Consider the following 17,368-nt stretch of genomic DNA (forward strand, 5'->3'; position numbering starts at 1 on the left):
GTCAGCAGCGGGCTGTCCTGGGAACCGAACGCAGCAACCTCGCTCACAAGGCGGTTCGACCTCGTCCTCATCACCGCCGGCACGCTCCCGGTCAAAGTCGCGCGGACGATACTCGAGCCGGGCGGCCGCATCATCAGCATCCTCCCCACCCCGGCGAACCTCGCCAGAAGTGTCCTGCCCGGGCCGTTCCACGCCATGATTGCCCGACCGGTCACCAAAGACCTCGAAGAGGTCGCCCGAGCCGCCGGCCAGGGAACACTGCGGGTACCGATCAGCCGCACCGTCCCGCTCTCGCAAGCCATCCCAGCACTCACCGAACTCGAACAAAACGGCACGGCCAAGCGAGGCAAGCTGATCATTACGCCAGGATGACCTCCACCGCCGAGCCCGGCCGCGCCGCCTGCGACCGGGCAACGGCGAAACTGCAATCGGAGTCGCGCTCTTGATGAGCCGCTTCATGATGTTCCGACACTGCGCAAACAGTCCGGGTCGCGCCGGTGGAGTCGTTGAGCGCCTGTGGTAGCCAGCGCCGGCAACCGCTCGACGATCTTTCCGTGAGCCTCAGCGAGGCCCCAGGACGGAGTGCTAACCGACCAAGATCATTTCCTGTACGCCAACTACTCACACGCAGATCCGACTCGCTCTATCGGTCCGCGCGGGGAATGCGGGCATTCAATTCCTTGCGGGCGGCGGCGAACCAGGCCTGGGTATCGACCAGACCGGATTCGATCTCTTTGCGAGCGCCTTGGAAGCCGTACAGGTCTCCGGCAAACCGGGTGAGCACCGAACCCTCGTGTTCCTCGAGCTCTTCCAGAAGCGCGGTGTCCTGCAGGAGGTAGGCGACGCCGGCGACCTCGCCGGGCGTCCATGCGTTGCGGTAGTCGTCCCATCCGTGTTGCTTGACCGCTAGGGCTCGCTCGACGAGTGCGGCTCGCAGCGCTATCCGGTCGGCGTCGGTGGGCCGCCGTGTTTTGAGATGGTCCCAATTGATCGGTGCTTCATCGGACACGCCACATCCCGCCTTCCGAATCGGTTGATTGCGGTTCCGCGCAAATCTATCTCGTCACGGACGCGCCTCGGCCTGCCCCGTCGCCCCCGCGAGTGTCAGTTCTCAGCCGAGTTGGCGGAGTGCGACTGTCTGACCTGCGGTCCGCCAACTGCGGATGAGTATCTGCTCGTGAGCATGTCTCATGCTAAATGGCGGTTTCCTGGAAGCAGGGTCATGTAGGTGCGAAATATCACGCTGGTTGGGTCCGGGGAACGACGGTGATCTGGGACAGACAGATGTGTTCGGGGCGGGTGACGACGTAGCTGATCGTGTCGGCGATATCGTTGGCGTAGAGGAGCTTTCCGCTGTTGGAAGCAGCGACCATTCGCTCACGGAGTTGGGGGTGGGTGGCGTGGTCGAACAGTTCGGTGGCGACGCCTCCGGGCTTTATGTCGGTGACTCGGACGCCGGTGGCTGCGAGTTCGGTTCGCAACGCGCGGGAGAAGTAGCTGACGGCGGCTTTGGTTGCGCCGTAGACGGCGAATGCTGAAACCGGGGCATCGGCACCGGTGCTAGAGATGTTGACGACGTCGGCTGCGCGGCCGTCGACGGCCGCGCTGAGGAGGCCTGGGAGTGTGGCGCGGGTGATGTGTAGCAGGGCAGCGAGATTGAGATCGATCATGCGCTGCCATTCCTTGCCCCGCTGGTCGGTGACAGGGTTGGGCAGCATGATCGCGGCATTGTTGACCAGCAGATCTATCGTGCCGAGGCGATCGGTGGTTTCGTCGATCAGCGGGTCGATCGTGTCGAGCTGAGTGAGATCGGCTGGGAGGGCTAGAGCTCGGTCGCCGATGTCGTCGGCCAGCGCCCGCAGTCGATCGGTCCGGCGGGCAACGAGCGCGACGCGCGCGCCGTCGGCGGCCAGCCGGCGGGCTGTGGCAGCGCCGATGCCCGATGCTGCGCCGGTCACCAGGGCGACCCGGCCGGACAAGGGGTTCGTAGTCATGTTCAGCAGCTTGGAGGTGGTCGATGTTGGTCAGCCAGATGTTGAATTTGCCTAGGTCGAATCGGGCCACTCACAAGTGGTTTCGGTCGGGCATGCTGGTGGCATGGCTTCTGAACTGGGGAATTACCTGCAGGCGAGGCGAGCCGGAATACGACCGAGCGACGTCGGTTTGCCGAGCGGCGGCGTGCGCCGTGTTCCTGGCCTGCGGAGGGAGGAGCTAGCGTTGCTGGCGGGGTTGAGTCCTGACTATTACACCCGTATCGAGCAAGGGCGTGTCCGGCCCTCGGAACAGATCCTCGACGCGATCACCACAACGTTGGGACTCAACGAGATCGAACGCGAGCATGTGCGGCGTCTTTCCCTGGTAGGCCGTGCGTCGAACGCATTCCGGCGGCGTCAGGTTGAATCGGAAGTCGTGCGCGATGGGGTGCGTGAGATCCTCGGCCGCGTTGCGGACCTGCCCGCGGTGGTAATGGGTCAGCACCTGGATGCACTTGCGTGGACTCCGGTCGGCGGTGCTCTGCTCGGTTTGAACGAGTTCGTCGAACGCAACATGGCCCGGCGTATGTTCCTGCTTTCCGAAACTCGTGACCTGTATCCCGACTGGAACGCTGTCGCGGAAGAGATGGTGGGTCATCTGCGACGAGTGTCGGTTGAGCGCGCAAGTGATCCGGCGCTGACGCAGCTCATCGGGGAACTGACGATGACTTCGAGCGATTTCGCGCGGCTGTGGTCGCGACACGATGTCCGCGCGGTTGTTAGCCGCCGCAAGGCCTTTCGACATGTCCAGGCCGGAACGTTCGAACTCGAACCCGAGATCTTGATCCTCCCCCGTGGCCAACAGACGTTATGCATCTATCGGGCCGAACCGGGAACGGCTGGTGCCCAGGCGCTGGTGCTTCTGAACACACTCGTTGATTCAGGCTGGACAACCATCTCTGAGGCATTCCCGAGATTCGGCGATGAGCAGCGCAAAGGCAATCTCGCGCCGGAAACACCCAGCTGATACGGATATTTCGAGGACAGTGAGATCTTCCGCGAACCCATTCACTTGAATTCCCGGCCAGCTGTTCGTTGTCTGGCCCGTCGGCTCTTCGTGACGCTGTGGGTCTTTGTGGTGCTGTAGGTGCTTCGGTGCTGAAGGCGATGCCGTTCGACCCAGTCCCGCAGTGGATCGTTGTAGGCGCTGAAGGCGTAGGCCGTGGTGCGGCGTAATCCGAGCTGTTCGACCATGTGAGCGTAGAAATTCTTCTGTTGGAAGTAGTGCTCGGCGGTGGCGATCTGATGGCGCCAGACGGGATCGCAGATCGCCTCGGCGATGATCACGGTTTCCGGCATCATGACCAGCGATGGTGGGACGGGAACCTTTGTCGCGGAAGCGAGAACAGCCGATCGTGCTTCCCAGCGTCGGAGCAGGGGCGTGTGGTAGAACGAGTCCGTGATGCGCGACCATGCCGTCGTGACCGCCTGCGCGGCAGCGAACTGTGTGTCGACCCAATGCTGATTCTCCTCAGCGCGAAACAGTCTGTCGCGCCGACGGTATGCGGTCAGAATTTCCAGAGACCCGGAGAGGTCGATCTGAACTCGTTCGAATCGAGTGCCCAGCCAGCGTCGGTGCCGTCGGCAGATGATCGACGAGTGCGCGAAGTAGATCTGGATCGGAGGGTTTCCTGGGATTCGTGCGCAGCAGGATGCGCAGTGGTCGCGAATGTGTGAGCCGATGATCTGGATCGCTGTTCGCGGCGAGGGCTTTTCGCGTGTGTCAGCCAGAGCGGGCAACGGCAGGCTGCTGCGCAGTCGTTCCAGCGGCATCCCGGCGAAACACGCGAGCCGTTGCTGGGCGGTCCGGTTGAGCATGATCTCTTCGTGGTCTCGCAGCATATATCGATCCAGGCTGACTGAGGGTTCGCCGAGAGCGCGCAGCAATGTGGTGGGGACGACGAGCTCGTTGGTGCGTGCCAGCCGGAAGAGATAGGACGAGGTGGTCTCGCCGCGAACTGGCCGGACCGAGAACGGCAGTGGCGTCGCTGGTCGCTGCCAGAGCGCGAGGATCATTGCCGCGGTTTCCGTCGCGGTTCGTATTGGTTGCCCGCTGCAATGTCGAGAATGACCGCTTCCAGGTGGGCCTTGGTGACCTTCTCGGAGCCGTCGCTGATGGCGTCGTTGGCGGCCTCGTAAACGAGTTGGTCGAGGCTGCCGATCATGCCGCCGGTGCGGGCGTGCAGGTAGGAAGCCCATTCGAGAAGAGTGCCGACCTTGTGGCGATGCAGTCGCAGTGACTGCTCCATGGTCGCGACCAGTTTCTTCCAGTCGTTTTTCGCCGCGATGGTGTTGTAGGAGAACGCCGCAGTGCTGACGGGGATGAACCGGCCGGCGATCTGACGTCCCCGAACTCCGGAGAACAGGTTGGTTTCCTCGAGGTCGAGTCCGGAGTAGACGAAGGTCGCCGAGACCGTGTCGAAGAAATATTTCAGCTGATCAGAGGCCCCTTTGCCTCTTTTGTGGACAGATCCAGCCGGTGGATCTCGTCGACGAGCACCAATCTTGTTCCGGCCCGGCGCATCACGGCCGCGACCGCGTGTGCCAATGATTGTGGTCCGTCACAGCGGCCGACCGGCAGGCCGAGGAACACGGCCATCTCACCAGCCAGCGATTTCGGGTCGGCGTCGGGCGGGATCAAGATATAGACGACCGGGATCCGGTCGGGGATGCCCGGGTTGCGGCGCTCGAAGTCGAGCTGGAATCGCTTGCCCAGCTGGGTGATCGAGGTGGACTTGCCGGTGCCGCTGGCTCCGGAGATCAGCAGGCCGCGGCGACCGAGTTGCTTGCCACGGTTGTTGACGATCAGTTTCTGTCCGGTGTGAATGATCTTGCGGATATCGGGTGTGGCGACCAGCAGTAGTGAGGAGTGGTAGTCCTGGCGGGCTTCGTTGTAGAGATCCCGCTCGAGATCGTCGATGCGTTCGAGGTCGTTGTCCGAGAGCAGTTGGGGTGGTTCGGGATTGGCTTGCCCGACAAACAGCGACCATCCTTCCTTGGTCGCCAGCGGGTGCCGCGCGTCCAGCTGTAGGGAGGTCACCAGCGTCCTTCCCGCTCATCGAAGGGATCGAGCAGACCGAAGGGAACGACCTCGACGCCATCGGCCTCGATCACCGTCACCTCACCGCCGTCCTCGGCCGTGTCTGCTGGTGGGAGCGCCGGGTGCTCGGGGATCGAGGCGCGCCAGCGGCCGACCTCGGAGACCAGTTCGGCGGGAAGATGATTGGTCATCGCGCGGGTGGAGGCGGTGCGGGCCAGCGGCCGACTGGTGTCGGGGCCTGTTTCGGCGCGGCGCAGCAGCGCGGCCAGGATGACCGCGACAGCCATTTCGTTCGCGTCATCGACACCGCGCTGCGCGGCGAGTTTGCGTGCGGCGCGCCAGGTGAAGTCGGCGAAAGGCTGGCGGACGATGCCGTGATGGGTCCAGGGAACGGTCAACCATCCATGACCACGGTGGTTGCGAACCCAAACCCGCGAGACGTCATAAGGGTCGTAATGCACTTCCCAACGTCCGCTCTTCGATGTGATCCCGGAGCTTTGACCAGCGCAGACCCGAAGTTCGTTGCTGTTGTAAGTGCGATAGTCGATCTGAACGCCTGCATCGCTGATCGCCCGCCAGTGTGCGGGCAGCAACTCGATGTAGTCCTCGCCCGAGAGCGTGACCGGGACGTAGCCGGCGGCAGCGATCAGTGCCGCGTAGGTGTCGTTGGGGGAGGCGTTCTGATTCGGGGTGAACGGATGCCGCAGGCCATCGTGGAGACGGGTCTGCCATCCGGCCAGGACCCATTCATCGAACAACTCTTGCAGATCCGCCAGCGGCCAGACAGCGCGGTCTTCGACGTCCTTGCCTCTGCGGGTGACATCGCGGCCGGTGTAGCCGGAAACATGCTGACAGAACAGGGTATTGATCGATCCGAAGGTGCGCTCGACGATCGCCTTGTCGGTCGCGGTCAACTCGTGGGCGGGCTGAACCGAGATGCCCAGAGTGTCCGCAGCGCGGGAGAACACCTCCGAAATGAAGACCTTCCCATGGTCGACGACCACCGTGTCCGGAACGATCACCGGTTTGGCCGCCGCCAAGGCCATCCGGGCGTCGAATGACACCAGCCGCTGATAGGGGATCCGCGACGCCGACATCGCCAACGCTTGATCCCAGCCCGGCCTCATCGGCTCGGGGACCATCATGCGTGCCAGCATCAACGCTGCATCAACGGATTTCGCGCCGACCGGCCGCAGCACCCCAGCGCAGATGGTGCGAGTGGCGATATCGACGGCCAGCACCAACTCGGCGCGGCCGAGCACCCCGTCGTCCATCACCGCCATCACATCCAGCGGTGTCGTGTCCAGATGAACCAGCTCCCCGGGCCGCGCCGCAGTGGTCGGGGTGTAAACCCGGTCGGGCTTGTTCGCTGTCTGTCGGCGGGTGACCGCCGACCCGAATGTATGTCGGCCCGCCGCCAGCACCTCCAGCAGGCGATAGCACGTCGCCTTCGACGGCAACCGCACTGCTCCGGGCCCGTGCTCGTCATCGAGCAGCCGCCGAACCTGCTCGATCACACGCGATTTGGTGCCGGTCGAAGTATGGGTCTGTGCTGCGATCACCGCTGTTGCGGCGGCGACTACCCGTGGATCGACCTGCCCGGTCGGTTCCAGCAGCCGGACGTAGCGTGAATCGACCAGACCCCATAATCCCTGATCACGATATCGGCGCCGCATGCGCTGAACGGTCCGAGCACTCACCTTCAACTCGACCGCTTTGGCCTTCTCTCGGTCGGTGACCACCACCGTCGCCGGATCGTATTGCGGTCGCGGCGTTGCGCCTTCGCCCGCGCCGGGCGGCAGCCCGGTCTCGACCTCCATCACGTGACGTTCCCACTCCCTGGCCTCCGCGAGCGCCTTCTCCGGCAATGACTCGAGCAGTCCCCGCGGTTCGATCCTGGGCAGCGGGGCCGAGCCCACCAGCTCGAAATCCTCTGCCGCCAACAGGAACGGCAGAGCGACCACGCTCGCCTCACCGCTGTCGGACAGCAACCGAATCTTGGTCCCCGAGATCGCGACGACCGCATGCGCGAACCCTCCGAAGACCACCCGGTCACCGACGGTGAGCACGCCCGGCCGCTCCAACATCATTGGTGCTCCTCCCTGTGCAAGGGCCCCTGCGCCATGTCCGACAGATCCGACAACTTCGGTGAGACACACACGACGCTGCGGTGCGACAACACCACCGACAGATCCGCCACCAACCACTGCCGCCAGAGCAGGTGATAGAGGACCGGCAATGTGCGCAGCGGATCACCCACCATCTCGGCTCCGTCCATCAACGGCCTTGGCCGCGTGAACGTTTCCAGCAGCTCACGTGCCACCGCTCCGTCGAAACAGCGCGGATGGCGATAGCCGCCCAACCAGCGATGATTCGCGGCCAGCAGCGGATCCAGCCGATCCCACACGGCATAACCCCAACCCACCATCGCGCAAGCGTGCGCCATCACCGCGAACGCCGCTCTATCCCGGTCCCCGATCAACTCCCTCGGCCGCGAATCCAGGACCAACCACCGCGCACCCGTCCTATGCACCAGGAAATCCGGCGCATGCCGACGCTGCTTGCCGCCGTCCTGCCGCCAGACCAGCCAGAACGGCTGCGACACGACGTCGACCACCTCGGGATCGAAGTCCAACGCCACCAAATGATCTCGCTCGACCCACGACTCGAACCCGACGCGCCCGCCCGTCGTCGCCGACCAGTACCAACCGGGAAAATTTCTCTGGCCACGATGGGACCGGAACGACCGCACCGGACCAGCGATCTCGCCCACCACCGCCGGCAGACCCTGCCATCGAATTCGCCGCTCCACACCGGACTTCGACACGAACGCGGCCTCGAACCCATCGACGTCCATGCCCAGGCCCGGACCCCATTGGCCCGCCGGTGCACTCAGCACCGAACTATCGTCGCGACTTCGCAAGATCAAAGGTTCGTTTCCGACAGATCAGCTGAGAACACGCCATGCGTACGACAGGTCTCGTGAGACTCCGACACCTCACCTGAGAACCGACAATTGGTACGGGCGTACATGCGTGCCCAGTTTTTGAAGGGTTTCGTTGTGATTTCATAGCGTTTGCACCAACCAAACGTAAACGAATTAAAATCAACGTCTCTCAGGGGGAGTGGGGAATCTGACCGCCGATAACGTTCACTTATCGGAGGTCAGGACGACTCGGTTTGATCTGGAGCTGTTCAGGTTTCGTTTCGTGTCCTTCCGTTGGGTTTGACGAAACCAACGCTACGATTTGCGTCGTGTCGAGCATCTGCAACTACCCAGGCTGCACCCAACCGATTACGCGCGGCGGAGGGCCGGGACGTCCGTCGGAATACTGTGATCATCCGGAGCACACGCGTTGGCGGGCCTGGCGAGAGCGGCAGAGGCAGCAGCAGAGCGAGGGGGAAACATCCCCGGCGAATGTCACTGTGACGCAACGAGGGCCGGTGACCGTGGCTCGGTTGCGCGCCGATGAACTGCTCGGACAGTTCCGGACGATCGCCGAACAGCTTGGCACGACGCTCAATGCCGCTGTCGCGGAATTGTCGACGCTGGCTGATCCCGCGGTGGCGGAGGCCCAGGTCCAGGCCGTGCAGGCGGACGCGGCACGACGGATCGCCGAGGCGGAGATGGCCACCGTGGCCGCCGAGCAAGCACGGCGCGAGGCCGAAGAGGCCCGGGCGGCAGCCGAATCGGCGGCCGAGGATGCGGCGCTGGCCGCAGAGGAGGCCGAGGGACGAATCGCGGAAGCACTCACCGCGCGGGACGACGCGCTGAAGGAAGTCGAGCGGGTCACCAAGCAGGCGGCCGACGATGTGTTCGCGGCACGGGCCGAGGCGGAGGCCGAGATCCGCACCATCCGACGGGAATCCACCGAGGACATCGAACGGGCGCGCCAACAGGCCAACGAAGATATCGAGCTCGCCCGGTCGAAGGCCGCCGCCGAAATCGAGCAGGTGCGCCGGGACGCCACGCAGCGGATCACCGCCGCCGGCGCGGAACGCGACCTCGCTGTGCAGCGGTCAGCCGACGCCGAGCGCACCATCGAGCGCGCCGAAGCCGCTGTGGTCGAACGCAATCAGGTGGTCGCCGACACCCGGGACGAACTCAAGGCGGCCCGGACCGAGCTGGATCGGTCGCGGACCGAACTCGGCGACGTACGTCGGCAGGCCGCCGCCGACCTCGCGACGGTGCGCGCGGAAACTGCGGCCGCCGTCGAGAAGGCGCGGCAGGAGGCGGCCGAACGGCTCGCCGCCCTGGACGATGCCCGCACCCAGACCCTCGCCCGTGCCGAGCGCGCCGAGAAACAGCTGGATGCTCTGCTCGCGCAGCGTGATCCGGCCCCTGCGGCGAAGTCCTGAGCACTGCCGCCGGGCTCAATCGATAAATCGCAGGTACCCGATCGATAAGTGGCCCACGGAATTGGGGGCACCGAGCCTGATGGTGTCCGGTTGCTGGAGCCCATAGGGTCGATCCAAGGGTCTCAAAACCCCTGGATTCAGGCGGCCGGTTCAATCATGGATCGGGCGAAAGGTGTTCTGGCGCAGCGGATGAGTCGGGCTGGGGCTGCGCGCTCAGGAGGAATCAATGTCCGCTCTGGCGGAATGGCGTGGTCGGTCGCGCCTGCAGACGGCCACGCGTATCGCGGTGCTGACGATGACACCGGTGGTCGCGCTGGTGGCGGGTTGCTCGAGCGACTCGGGGAAGTCGACCGCGAGCCCGACGACGGCGAAGCCGTCGGTCAGTGCGACGAGCACGGTGGCGCCCTCGACGACTTCCGGTGCGCCCGTGGCGAGTCCGGTTGGCGGCGGACCGGCCGGGGGAAGTCCCGCGGCCGGTCCGCCGGGCGGTGGTGCGCCACAGCAGCAGCCCCCGGGCGAGTCGCCCGACACTCCGCCCGTGTCCGACCCGGGTCCCGGCGGAGCCCCCGCGCCGGACGGCTACGTCAAGTGCACCGACCAGATCAACTATGCCGGTGACCCACGCAGCAATGCCGAGATCAACCGTCTCGGTGAGATACTCGGCCATTGCCCCGATCCGGTCTCGGCGTCCATAATCCCGACACCGACCACGACGGCCGCCCCGACCTCCACCACGGATCCGGGAACCACCGCACCGGTCACCACGACGACGACCCCGCCCCAAACCACCGCTCCCACAACGACAACCACCGTGGCCGCGCCGACGACGGCGGCTGCGGCAAACGCCACACAATAGGCACGATCGGTCTTTCCGGACGACTGGCCATGTTTGCGTGGATGGCGCAGGATTTCCTGGTGGATAGCGGTATCGTCGGTGGGGAAAGAGGGGTGTGACACTTGAACATCAACGCCATGCGAGCGCGGCAGTCCCGGCCGAGCGTGGCACGCGTATACAGCTACGTGCTCGGCGGACGCGACAACTACGGTGTCGACAAGGATCTCGGTGACTACTTCATCGAGGACCTACCCGGATCCGAGCAATTGGCCATCACCAACCGGGAGGCCGTCCTCCGCGCCGCCCGGATCATGGCGGAAGCCGGAATCCGCCAGATCATCGATATGGGCTGCGGTCTGCCCGCCGGTGTCAATGTGCACGACGTGGTGCGGCAGGTCCAGCCCGAGGCCCGCGTGGTCTACGTCGACGACGACCCGTTCGTCGTGGCGCACGGCCGGGCGCTGCTCGCCGTCGATGACGGAATCGCGGTGCTGGAGGCCGATATTCGGGATCCTGCCGGCATCGACAAGCATCCCGACGTGCAGCGCCTCATCAACTTCGACGAACCGGTCGGCATCCTGTTCGCGATCACCCTCAGTTTCGTCAATGACGAGGAGGACCCGATCGGTGTGGTCCAGTACTGGACCGATCGAGCGGCGTCGGGCAGCCATACCTACATCTCCCATTTCTGTACCGGCGTGACCCGGGAGGCCCTCGCGACCGCGAGGAAGATCCTGGAAGCCTTCGGCCGCGGACGATTCCGGACCGAAGCCGAGATCCAGTCCTGCTTCGGCACACTGACCCTCGACGAGGACGGTCTGCGCCCCTGTGCCCAGTGGCGTCCCGATCCCGTGGAGGACGGGGAGCCCAGGCCGGAACTGAACATCTGGGGCGAGCTCGTCGTGGGCGGGATGGCCCAGAAGAAATAGTCCGCAATGACGATGCGCTGGTGGCGGTACTTATCGCCACCAGCGCATCGTTGTCAGCGGGGAGCGCGCCACATGGGCCATAGCGACGGTCCGTCCTGGGGGGCGGCGAGGGTGCCGGTGACATCGAAGCCGAAGCGCTCGTAGTACGGGACATTCTGAGGCTTGCTGGATTCCAGGTAGGCGGGGATGCCCTCGGCGTCACAGCGGTCCAGGCGGGACCGCATCAGCGCCTGGCCGTAGCCCTGACCGCGGACGCCGGGCAGTGTGCCGAGAACGGCGAGATACCAGTGCGGTTCGCGGGGATGGGCCACGGCCATGCGGTCGGCGAGCCTGGCCGCGACGAGCAGACGGTACCGGAAGGCGCCGGCCAGGCCCGGCAACTGGGGCAGCATCGCGCTGTCGTCGACGTGCCAGTGGCCGGGCGGAGCCCAGAGTGCCGCGCCCACTACCGAATTCGCGTCATTGCAGGCCACCTCGACGCCACCCATGGGCACGAAATGGTGGCGGGCCTGGGCGGCGAAGAGACCGGCGGCGCGGCGGGCCCGGGTGGCGTCGTCCCGGATCAACCAGACGATGAGTGGATCGTCGGAGAACGCGATACCCAGCACACGCGCCAACTCGGGTATATCGGACATTTGCGCCGGGCGTACGGTGATCCCCATGCGTTCACGGTAGCGGCTCGGTGGCCTCCTCACGGTGTGCAGCGAGTTGCTGTGCCGCGTCGTGATCATGAGTGGGGATGACCGGGATCAGGCGCTGGACCAGGTGCAGCCGGTGCAGGGTCCGGAACGCCAGGTCGCGGTTCTCGTCGACGAAAAGCCCTGGGAAGCCGGGCTTCTGGCGCACCCGCTCGATCTGCAGCGCATGCCAGGCGGCATCGCCGGCGAGCAGGATCCAGCCGCGGGCCGTGTGCGCGAGCACGCCGACGCTGCCCGGTGTGTGCCCGGCGAGATCCACCAGGACCACGCTGCCGTCGCCGAACAGGTCGTGACTGCGGGTGAAGGTGAGCACAGGCGGGCCGTCCAGCTCGTATTCGACCACGGGGCGATCCACGAGCGCGTCCCGCACGCCGCCGACGGGCGCCACCGGACCTGTCATGGCCCAGGCGCGCTCGGTGCTGTGCAGGTGCACCGGCAGGTCCGGGAAATCGAGCAGCCCGCACACGTGATCCCAGTGGGCGTGGGTCGGGAGCGCGAAATCGAGTGCGGGAAAGGTGGATTCGCCCTGCAGCGCGGTGATGGTCGGGATGGTCTCCACGGGCGGCCGGACGAACGGGCGGATCACGCCGTGCAGTTGCGCGATGGCGCGGTGTTCGGCGTCGAGGCAGTAACTCGGGTCGACGATGAAGGTGGCCTCGGGATGCTGGACGACGAAAGACGTCAGCGAGCTGGCGAGGCGACTCGGCGTGAACACGCCCTCCACGATCGCGCTGGTGGGTGCCGACCGCGGAAACTGCGGCAGCGCCGTGACGGTGACCGTGCGTTCGGGGGTGGGCAGTCCGGCGTCGGTGAGCGAGCGCAGGAACCGTTCGTCGACGCGCCGCGGGCGGACGGCGCCGTGCAGGGAACTCACTGCGGCGGTGCAGCATTGCCAGAGAGTGGTCTTGCGTACTGGATCGGACATGCTGGAACGCTAATACTTAAGGTCGACATGAAGTAAAGAGGTGAACTGTGGCCACGACCCAGGAGATGAGAATCGGTGACGCCGCCGCCGTGCTCGGCGTGGAGTCCCACGTGCTGCGGCACTGGGAGTCGGTCGGGCTGCTCGCGCCCCCGCGCAGCCCATCGGGCCATCGCAGCTACAACGAGCACATCCTCGACTACGCCCGCATCATCCAGACACTGCAGCGAACCGGGCTCTCGCTGGACCAGATCCGGCAACTCGGGATGAGCGAGTGCACCAGCCGGCGGGACATGATCGCCGAGCGTCGCGCCGAGGTGCGCGAACGCATCGAACTGCTGCAGGCGACGGACCGATTCCTCGAGCATCTGCTCGAATGCACCCATCCGATCATCAGCGAATGCCCCGAGTGCTCGGAGTTCGTCTCGCGAGCGCACGCGCGGCGGACCGTCGAGTTCCCGGACCGGCCGTAGGCTGGGGGAGAGCGCTCACATACGCGCGGCGTGCATCGATACACGGGGTGAGGACGCCAGGGCACCCGCCGACGTTCCCGAACCGGGAGGTACTGGGAAATGCGCTATCGCACAGGGATTCTCGCTGCAACCGGGGCGCTCGCACTCGGGCTGGCGGCGTGCTCGTCGAGTACGCCCACCACGTCGCCACCCGCCACTACGCCGGCAGCCACAGGCGAAGCCACCACGGCAGGCGAGAGCGCCAAGGCTCCCGCCACCACGCTGGGTTCCCAAGGCGTGCCGACCACCGTCCCGGCGCGGCAGGCGACCTGCGGCGCCGGCCAGGTCGACGTGACCGCCGCCGTCATGTCTCCGGCCACCGGGCACCGCGGCGTGAAACTCACTTTCAGCCTTGCCGCGGGCGCGGCTCCCTGCACGCTCACCGGCTATCCGGGTGTCGACACCGGCGCGGGCGGCCCACTGCTGCACGCCGACCGGACCCCACGCGGATACATGGGCGGACTGCCGGAGGGCAGCGACGAACCGCCCACTGTGACACTGGAATCCGATCGTCCGGGCACCGCGATCGTGGAGGGCGTCGCCTTCGACGCCGCCGGCAGCGGGTGCCCCCTGTACACGAGTTTGCAGGTCACGCCGCCGAATTCGACCGACACCCGCACTGTCACAGTGACAATCGACAGCTGTGCCCTGCACGTGCACCCGGTCACCGGGCAGGGCCAGTAGTCAGACTCGAACAGTGGTGTCCGTGGTGACCACGACACGCGCGCCGTGTGCCGGAACGTGGGTGATGTTGCGCATGCGCGACGGTTCGCTGCCCGCACCCTCGGGCAGTGAAAGCTGGTAGCGGGTCAGGATTTCCCGCAGTACCGCCGTCCCTTCCATGAGCGAGAACCCGGCGCCGATGCAGCGCCGCACCCCGCCACCGAACGGCAGCCAGGTGTTGGCGGCGACCGATCCGTCCAGGAATCGTTCGGGCCGGAAGGTCAGGGCGTCCGGGAAGGCCTCGGTGCGCCGGTGCGCCAGCAGGATTGAGGTCGCGACCACGGTGCCCTTCGGCAGGTCATAGCCACCGAGGGTCATGTCGCGGGTGAGCCGCCGCCCGGTCCCGCCGATGACGGTGTGCAGGCGCATGGCCTCCTTCAGCACCGCCTCGAGATGTTTCTCGTCACCGTCGTGCGCCGCCCGGCGCGCCTCGGCCTGCACCTCCGGATTGGCGGCCAGCTCGTGGCAGGCCCAAGACAGCGCCGATGCGGTGGTCTCGTGCCCGGCCAGCAGCAGGGTCACCATATGGTCGCGCAATTCCTCATCGGACAGCGGTGTGTCGGTGGAGTTCTCGCCGGATCCGACCGCCAGCAGCCGCGACAGCACATCGGTGCGGGTCTCCAGGTCCGGATGCGCGCGGCGTTCGGCGATCTCGCTGTAGAGCAGCTCGTCGATGGCGTTCTGGTTCTCGCGGAAGCGCTTCCACGGTCCGCGGCGTTCCAGGAACGGATATTTCCAGCCGAAGAAGATGATCGGATCGATATTGACGATGCGGCGCAGCCGCGGCGCGAGCTGAGCGCGGCGGCGTTCATCGGTCATGCCGAACACCACCTGCATGATGACATCGAGTGTCAGGTCGTTCATGGCGTCCAGCGTGAGCACGGTCGACCCTGACACCCACCGGTCGACATGCGTCGTGGCGATGGTGTCGACCAGCCCGCGATAGCCGCGCAGCGACGAGCCGACGAACGCCGGCATGAGCAGCCGCCGCGCCCGCGCGTGCTCGTCCTCGTCGGTGAGCAGCAGCGAATGCTCGCCCATGATGTGCACCAGCAGCCGATTGCCCTCGCCGGCATGCAGATCCGCGGGGTCTGCGGCGAAGATCTCGCGAATGTGCTCCGGACGCGAGAAGACGACCAGGTTCTCGGCGTAGGGGGCGACCAGGTGCAGGGTGAAGACGTCACCGTAGCGGCGGGCCGATCGGCGCAGCAGGGTCCCCCGCCACTTGGCGTAGAGGACGGTCTGCACCGCACGCGGCAATGGCGGTCCCGGTGGAAAAGCGGTGCCCACGATGCTGATCCCTTCACCCGGCCGCGTCACTGCGGCTGAAACGCTTGTCCAACAGCCTAGAACGCGCGCGTACCGCAGCGGAATCCGCTGACGGTATAGGACGGAATCTGACCTAGTTCCTTCCTACGGTGGCGACATGACGATTTTCGAGCCGTTCCGAATCGACATTCCCGACACCGACATCGACGATCTGCGGACCAGCCTGGCCCGCACCCGCTGGCCCGCGGACCTGCCCGGCGTGGACTGGACCTACGGCATTCCGACCGCGTACGTGCGGGAACTGTGCGAGTACTGGGGCAGCGGCTACGACTGGCGGATCCACGAGGCCGAACGCAATCGTCACCCGCAGTTCCTGTCCGAAATCGACGGTCAGCGACTGCATTTCACACATGTCCGCTCGCCGGAGCCGACCGCGCTGCCACTGGTGCTGGTGCACGGCTGGCCGTTCGAGGACTTCACCGGCATGATCGGCGCGCTCACCGATCCCCGCGCCCACGGCGGCGATCCCGCGGACGCCTTCCACGTCGTCATCCCGACGCTGCCCGGGTTCGGGTTCTCGGGCCCGACCCGCCGGGCGGGTGATGCCGCGACCGACCGCAGTGCGGAACTGATCTCGCAGCTCATGGCGGTGCTGGGCTATGACCGATACGGTGCGCACGGCGGCGACGCCGGTTCCTTCATCGCGCCGCAGCTGGGCCGGATCGCGCCGCGGCGCGTGGCCGGTGTCCACCTCAACGACCCGATCACGATCCCCGGCCCGGACTTCGACGCCGCCGGACTGAGCGAGGGCGATCAGCGGAAGCTGGCTCGCTATCGGAGCTGGGACAACCTGGAGACTTCCGGCTACGCGGGCATGCACTCCACGCGCCCGCAGACTCTCGCCCCCGCGATGTCCGATTCGCCGGCCGGGATGCTCGCGTGGGTGATGGATGTGGTCAATACCTACAAGGATCCGGCCAAGTCGACACCCGATGACGCGATCGACCGCGACCTGCTTCTCACCAATGCGTCACTGCTGTGGTTCACCGACACCGCCGGGTCGTCGATGCGCCTGTACAAGGAATCCCGGCAATGGGGTGCGGAACCGGCCGACTCGGGGGTGCCCACCGGTGTCGCGACCTTCCCGGGTAGCAGCAGTATCCGCGGCGTCGCCGAGCGGGGTAACACCATCGTGCACTGGTCGGAGTTCGATCGTGGCGGCCACTTCGCCGCCATGGAAGCCCCCGATCTGCTGACCACCGATCTGCGGGACTTCTTCCGAAAGTTGCGCGGATCCAACGAATAACGCACCGCCGCAACCAGTTCCGCTGCCATCCTGCTCAACTCTGGCAGGATGGCGGCATGGCGGAGATCCACAAGACGACCATGACGCCCAGCAAGCTGGAGCTGCTGGCCCGGTGGCTACCCACCCGGCACTGGTACACCGGCGCCGCGTCGCCCGCCCTCGCCAAATCCGGCGGCTTCCGGCTCGACGATCCCAATGGCGAGGTGGGTATCGATCTCATGGTCGTCACCGACACCTCGGGCACGGAGCCGGTGACATATCTGATTCCCATGACCTATCGCGGTGCGCCGGTCGAGGATCTGGGTGACGCCCTGATCGGCACCGCCGAGCACGGTGTGCTGGGCCCGCGCTGGCTCTACGACGCCGCCCACGACCCGGTCTTCATCGAGCAGGCCGCCCACCTGCTGACCGGCAAGGCCACCGCCCAGGACCAGAGCATGAGCGACACCCCGGACCTGACCGTGCACGTGGTCCCCGGCGACATTCTCTGGCCCGCACCCGGATTCCGTCCGACGGTCATCGACACCGACACCCACACCGATATCGCCTTCGATTCCGGACGCTCGACCAACGCGGGCCCGGAGCTGATCCGCGTCCACCGCCGCCTCACTCTCGGACCGGCGCTCCAGCGCGAGCGCAGCCACGTCGATGCACCGTGGTCGGCCGCGGACGGCACCTCGTCGCGTGGTGTCTTCCTCAGCGCTCCGTAGCCGCGGGCCGGCCGCTGACGCGCGGTACGTCC

At 66.1% G+C, this 17,368-nt stretch carries 20 protein-coding genes; 9 read left to right on the forward strand and 11 right to left on the reverse strand.

What is annotated here, in order from left to right; translation table 11 throughout:
* Window positions 1–372: zinc-binding dehydrogenase (locus tag ON33_RS09520; RefSeq protein ID WP_157184459.1), on the forward strand; the 372-nt coding region annotated here is incomplete at its 5' end.
* Window positions 373–643: 271 nt separating this feature from the next.
* Here ON33_RS09520 and ON33_RS09525 read toward each other — a convergent pair.
* Window positions 644–1,009: a hypothetical protein gene (locus ON33_RS09525; protein WP_051151840.1), complete on the reverse strand. Its 366-nt coding sequence runs from the start codon at window positions 1,007–1,009 to the stop codon at window positions 644–646.
* Window positions 1,010–1,238: 229 nt separating this feature from the next.
* Entirely contained in the window at window positions 1,239–1,994 is a 756-nt protein-coding gene (locus ON33_RS09530; protein WP_040857576.1) for an SDR family oxidoreductase, read from the reverse strand.
* A 103-nt stretch (window positions 1,995–2,097) separates the two neighbouring features.
* Between ON33_RS09530 and ON33_RS09535 the strand changes: the two genes are divergently transcribed.
* Window positions 2,098–3,000, forward strand: a complete 903-nt coding sequence (locus ON33_RS09535) for a helix-turn-helix domain-containing protein (protein WP_083868783.1) — start codon at window positions 2,098–2,100, stop codon at window positions 2,998–3,000.
* 41 nt (window positions 3,001–3,041) lie between these two features.
* On the opposite strand, the gene ON33_RS09540 is transcribed toward ON33_RS09535, so the two are convergent.
* From ON33_RS09540 to ON33_RS09555, 5 genes are all read right to left on the reverse strand, one after another.
* Entirely contained in the window at window positions 3,042–4,049 is a 1,008-nt protein-coding gene (locus tag ON33_RS09540) for a TniQ family protein (RefSeq protein ID WP_040857577.1), read from the reverse strand.
* Window positions 4,046–4,282: a hypothetical protein gene (locus ON33_RS43210; protein ID WP_245550449.1), complete on the reverse strand. Its 237-nt coding sequence runs from the start codon at window positions 4,280–4,282 to the stop codon at window positions 4,046–4,048. The genes ON33_RS09540 and ON33_RS43210 overlap by 4 nt, the downstream gene beginning before the upstream one ends.
* A gap of 182 nt (window positions 4,283–4,464) precedes the next feature.
* Entirely contained in the window at window positions 4,465–5,073 is a 609-nt protein-coding gene (locus ON33_RS43215) for an AAA family ATPase (protein ID WP_245550450.1), read from the reverse strand.
* Window positions 5,070–7,163 carry a Mu transposase C-terminal domain-containing protein gene (locus tag ON33_RS09550; RefSeq protein WP_040857579.1) on the reverse strand — a complete coding sequence of 698 codons (2,094 nt, stop codon included), beginning with the start codon at window positions 7,161–7,163 and terminating at the stop codon, window positions 5,070–5,072. Before ON33_RS09550 ends, ON33_RS43215 begins: the two co-directional genes overlap by 4 nt.
* Window positions 7,160–7,972 (reverse strand): TnsA-like heteromeric transposase endonuclease subunit, encoded by an 813-nt coding sequence (locus ON33_RS09555; protein WP_245550451.1) that lies wholly within the window; start codon window positions 7,970–7,972, stop codon window positions 7,160–7,162. The genes ON33_RS09550 and ON33_RS09555 overlap by 4 nt, the downstream gene beginning before the upstream one ends.
* 545 nt (window positions 7,973–8,517) lie before the next feature.
* Between ON33_RS09555 and ON33_RS09560 the strand changes: the two genes are divergently transcribed.
* The gene (locus tag ON33_RS09560) at window positions 8,518–9,432 is read left to right on the forward strand and encodes a coiled-coil domain-containing protein (RefSeq protein WP_245550452.1); all 915 of its coding nucleotides are present in this window, start codon (window positions 8,518–8,520) and stop codon (window positions 9,430–9,432) included.
* 213 nt (window positions 9,433–9,645) lie between these two features.
* On the opposite strand, the gene ON33_RS09565 is transcribed toward ON33_RS09560, so the two are convergent.
* The gene (locus tag ON33_RS09565) at window positions 9,646–9,828 is read right to left on the reverse strand and encodes a hypothetical protein (RefSeq protein ID WP_040857583.1); all 183 of its coding nucleotides are present in this window, start codon (window positions 9,826–9,828) and stop codon (window positions 9,646–9,648) included.
* Between the two features lie 142 nt (window positions 9,829–9,970).
* Between ON33_RS09565 and ON33_RS40520 the strand changes: the two genes are divergently transcribed.
* Both ON33_RS40520 and ON33_RS09575 read left to right on the forward strand, forming a co-directional pair.
* Window positions 9,971–10,288 carry a hypothetical protein gene (locus ON33_RS40520; protein WP_085996712.1) on the forward strand — a complete coding sequence of 106 codons (318 nt, stop codon included), beginning with the start codon at window positions 9,971–9,973 and terminating at the stop codon, window positions 10,286–10,288.
* 116 nt (window positions 10,289–10,404) lie between these two features.
* Window positions 10,405–11,196: an SAM-dependent methyltransferase gene (locus tag ON33_RS09575; RefSeq protein WP_040858014.1), complete on the forward strand. Its 792-nt coding sequence runs from the start codon at window positions 10,405–10,407 to the stop codon at window positions 11,194–11,196.
* Window positions 11,197–11,249: 53 nt separating this feature from the next.
* Here ON33_RS09575 and ON33_RS09580 read toward each other — a convergent pair whose 3' ends face one another.
* Window positions 11,250–11,858 carry a GNAT family N-acetyltransferase gene (locus tag ON33_RS09580; protein WP_040857589.1) on the reverse strand — a complete coding sequence of 203 codons (609 nt, stop codon included), beginning with the start codon at window positions 11,856–11,858 and terminating at the stop codon, window positions 11,250–11,252.
* A 4-nt stretch (window positions 11,859–11,862) separates the two neighbouring features.
* A complete protein-coding gene (locus ON33_RS09585; RefSeq protein ID WP_040857590.1) occupies window positions 11,863–12,819 on the reverse strand; it encodes an MBL fold metallo-hydrolase in 957 nt (318 codons plus the stop codon).
* 47 nt (window positions 12,820–12,866) lie between these two features.
* On the opposite strand from ON33_RS09585, the gene ON33_RS09590 reads away from it, so the two are divergent.
* Window positions 12,867–13,289: a MerR family transcriptional regulator gene (locus ON33_RS09590; RefSeq protein ID WP_051151845.1), complete on the forward strand. Its 423-nt coding sequence runs from the start codon at window positions 12,867–12,869 to the stop codon at window positions 13,287–13,289.
* A gap of 99 nt (window positions 13,290–13,388) precedes the next feature.
* A complete protein-coding gene (locus tag ON33_RS09595) occupies window positions 13,389–14,012 on the forward strand; it encodes a DUF4232 domain-containing protein (protein WP_083868784.1) in 624 nt (207 codons plus the stop codon).
* Here ON33_RS09595 and ON33_RS09600 read toward each other — a convergent pair whose 3' ends face one another.
* The gene (locus tag ON33_RS09600) at window positions 14,013–15,350 is read right to left on the reverse strand and encodes a cytochrome P450 (protein ID WP_040858018.1); all 1,338 of its coding nucleotides are present in this window, start codon (window positions 15,348–15,350) and stop codon (window positions 14,013–14,015) included.
* 127 nt (window positions 15,351–15,477) lie between these two features.
* Here ON33_RS09600 and ON33_RS09605 point away from each other — a divergent pair, with 127 nt between their 5' ends.
* Together ON33_RS09605 and ON33_RS09610 are read left to right on the forward strand one after the other, a co-directional pair.
* The gene (locus ON33_RS09605; protein ID WP_040857594.1) at window positions 15,478–16,626 is read left to right on the forward strand and encodes an epoxide hydrolase family protein; all 1,149 of its coding nucleotides are present in this window, start codon (window positions 15,478–15,480) and stop codon (window positions 16,624–16,626) included.
* Between the two features lie 56 nt (window positions 16,627–16,682).
* A complete protein-coding gene (locus tag ON33_RS09610) occupies window positions 16,683–17,336 on the forward strand; it encodes a maltokinase N-terminal cap-like domain-containing protein (RefSeq protein ID WP_040857596.1) in 654 nt (217 codons plus the stop codon).
* Window positions 17,337–17,368 lie beyond the last annotated feature (32 nt).

Origin of the sequence: Nocardia niigatensis NBRC 100131 (assembly GCF_000308655.1) — a bacterium.
Lineage (GTDB): Bacteria > Actinomycetota > Actinomycetes > Mycobacteriales > Mycobacteriaceae > Nocardia > Nocardia niigatensis.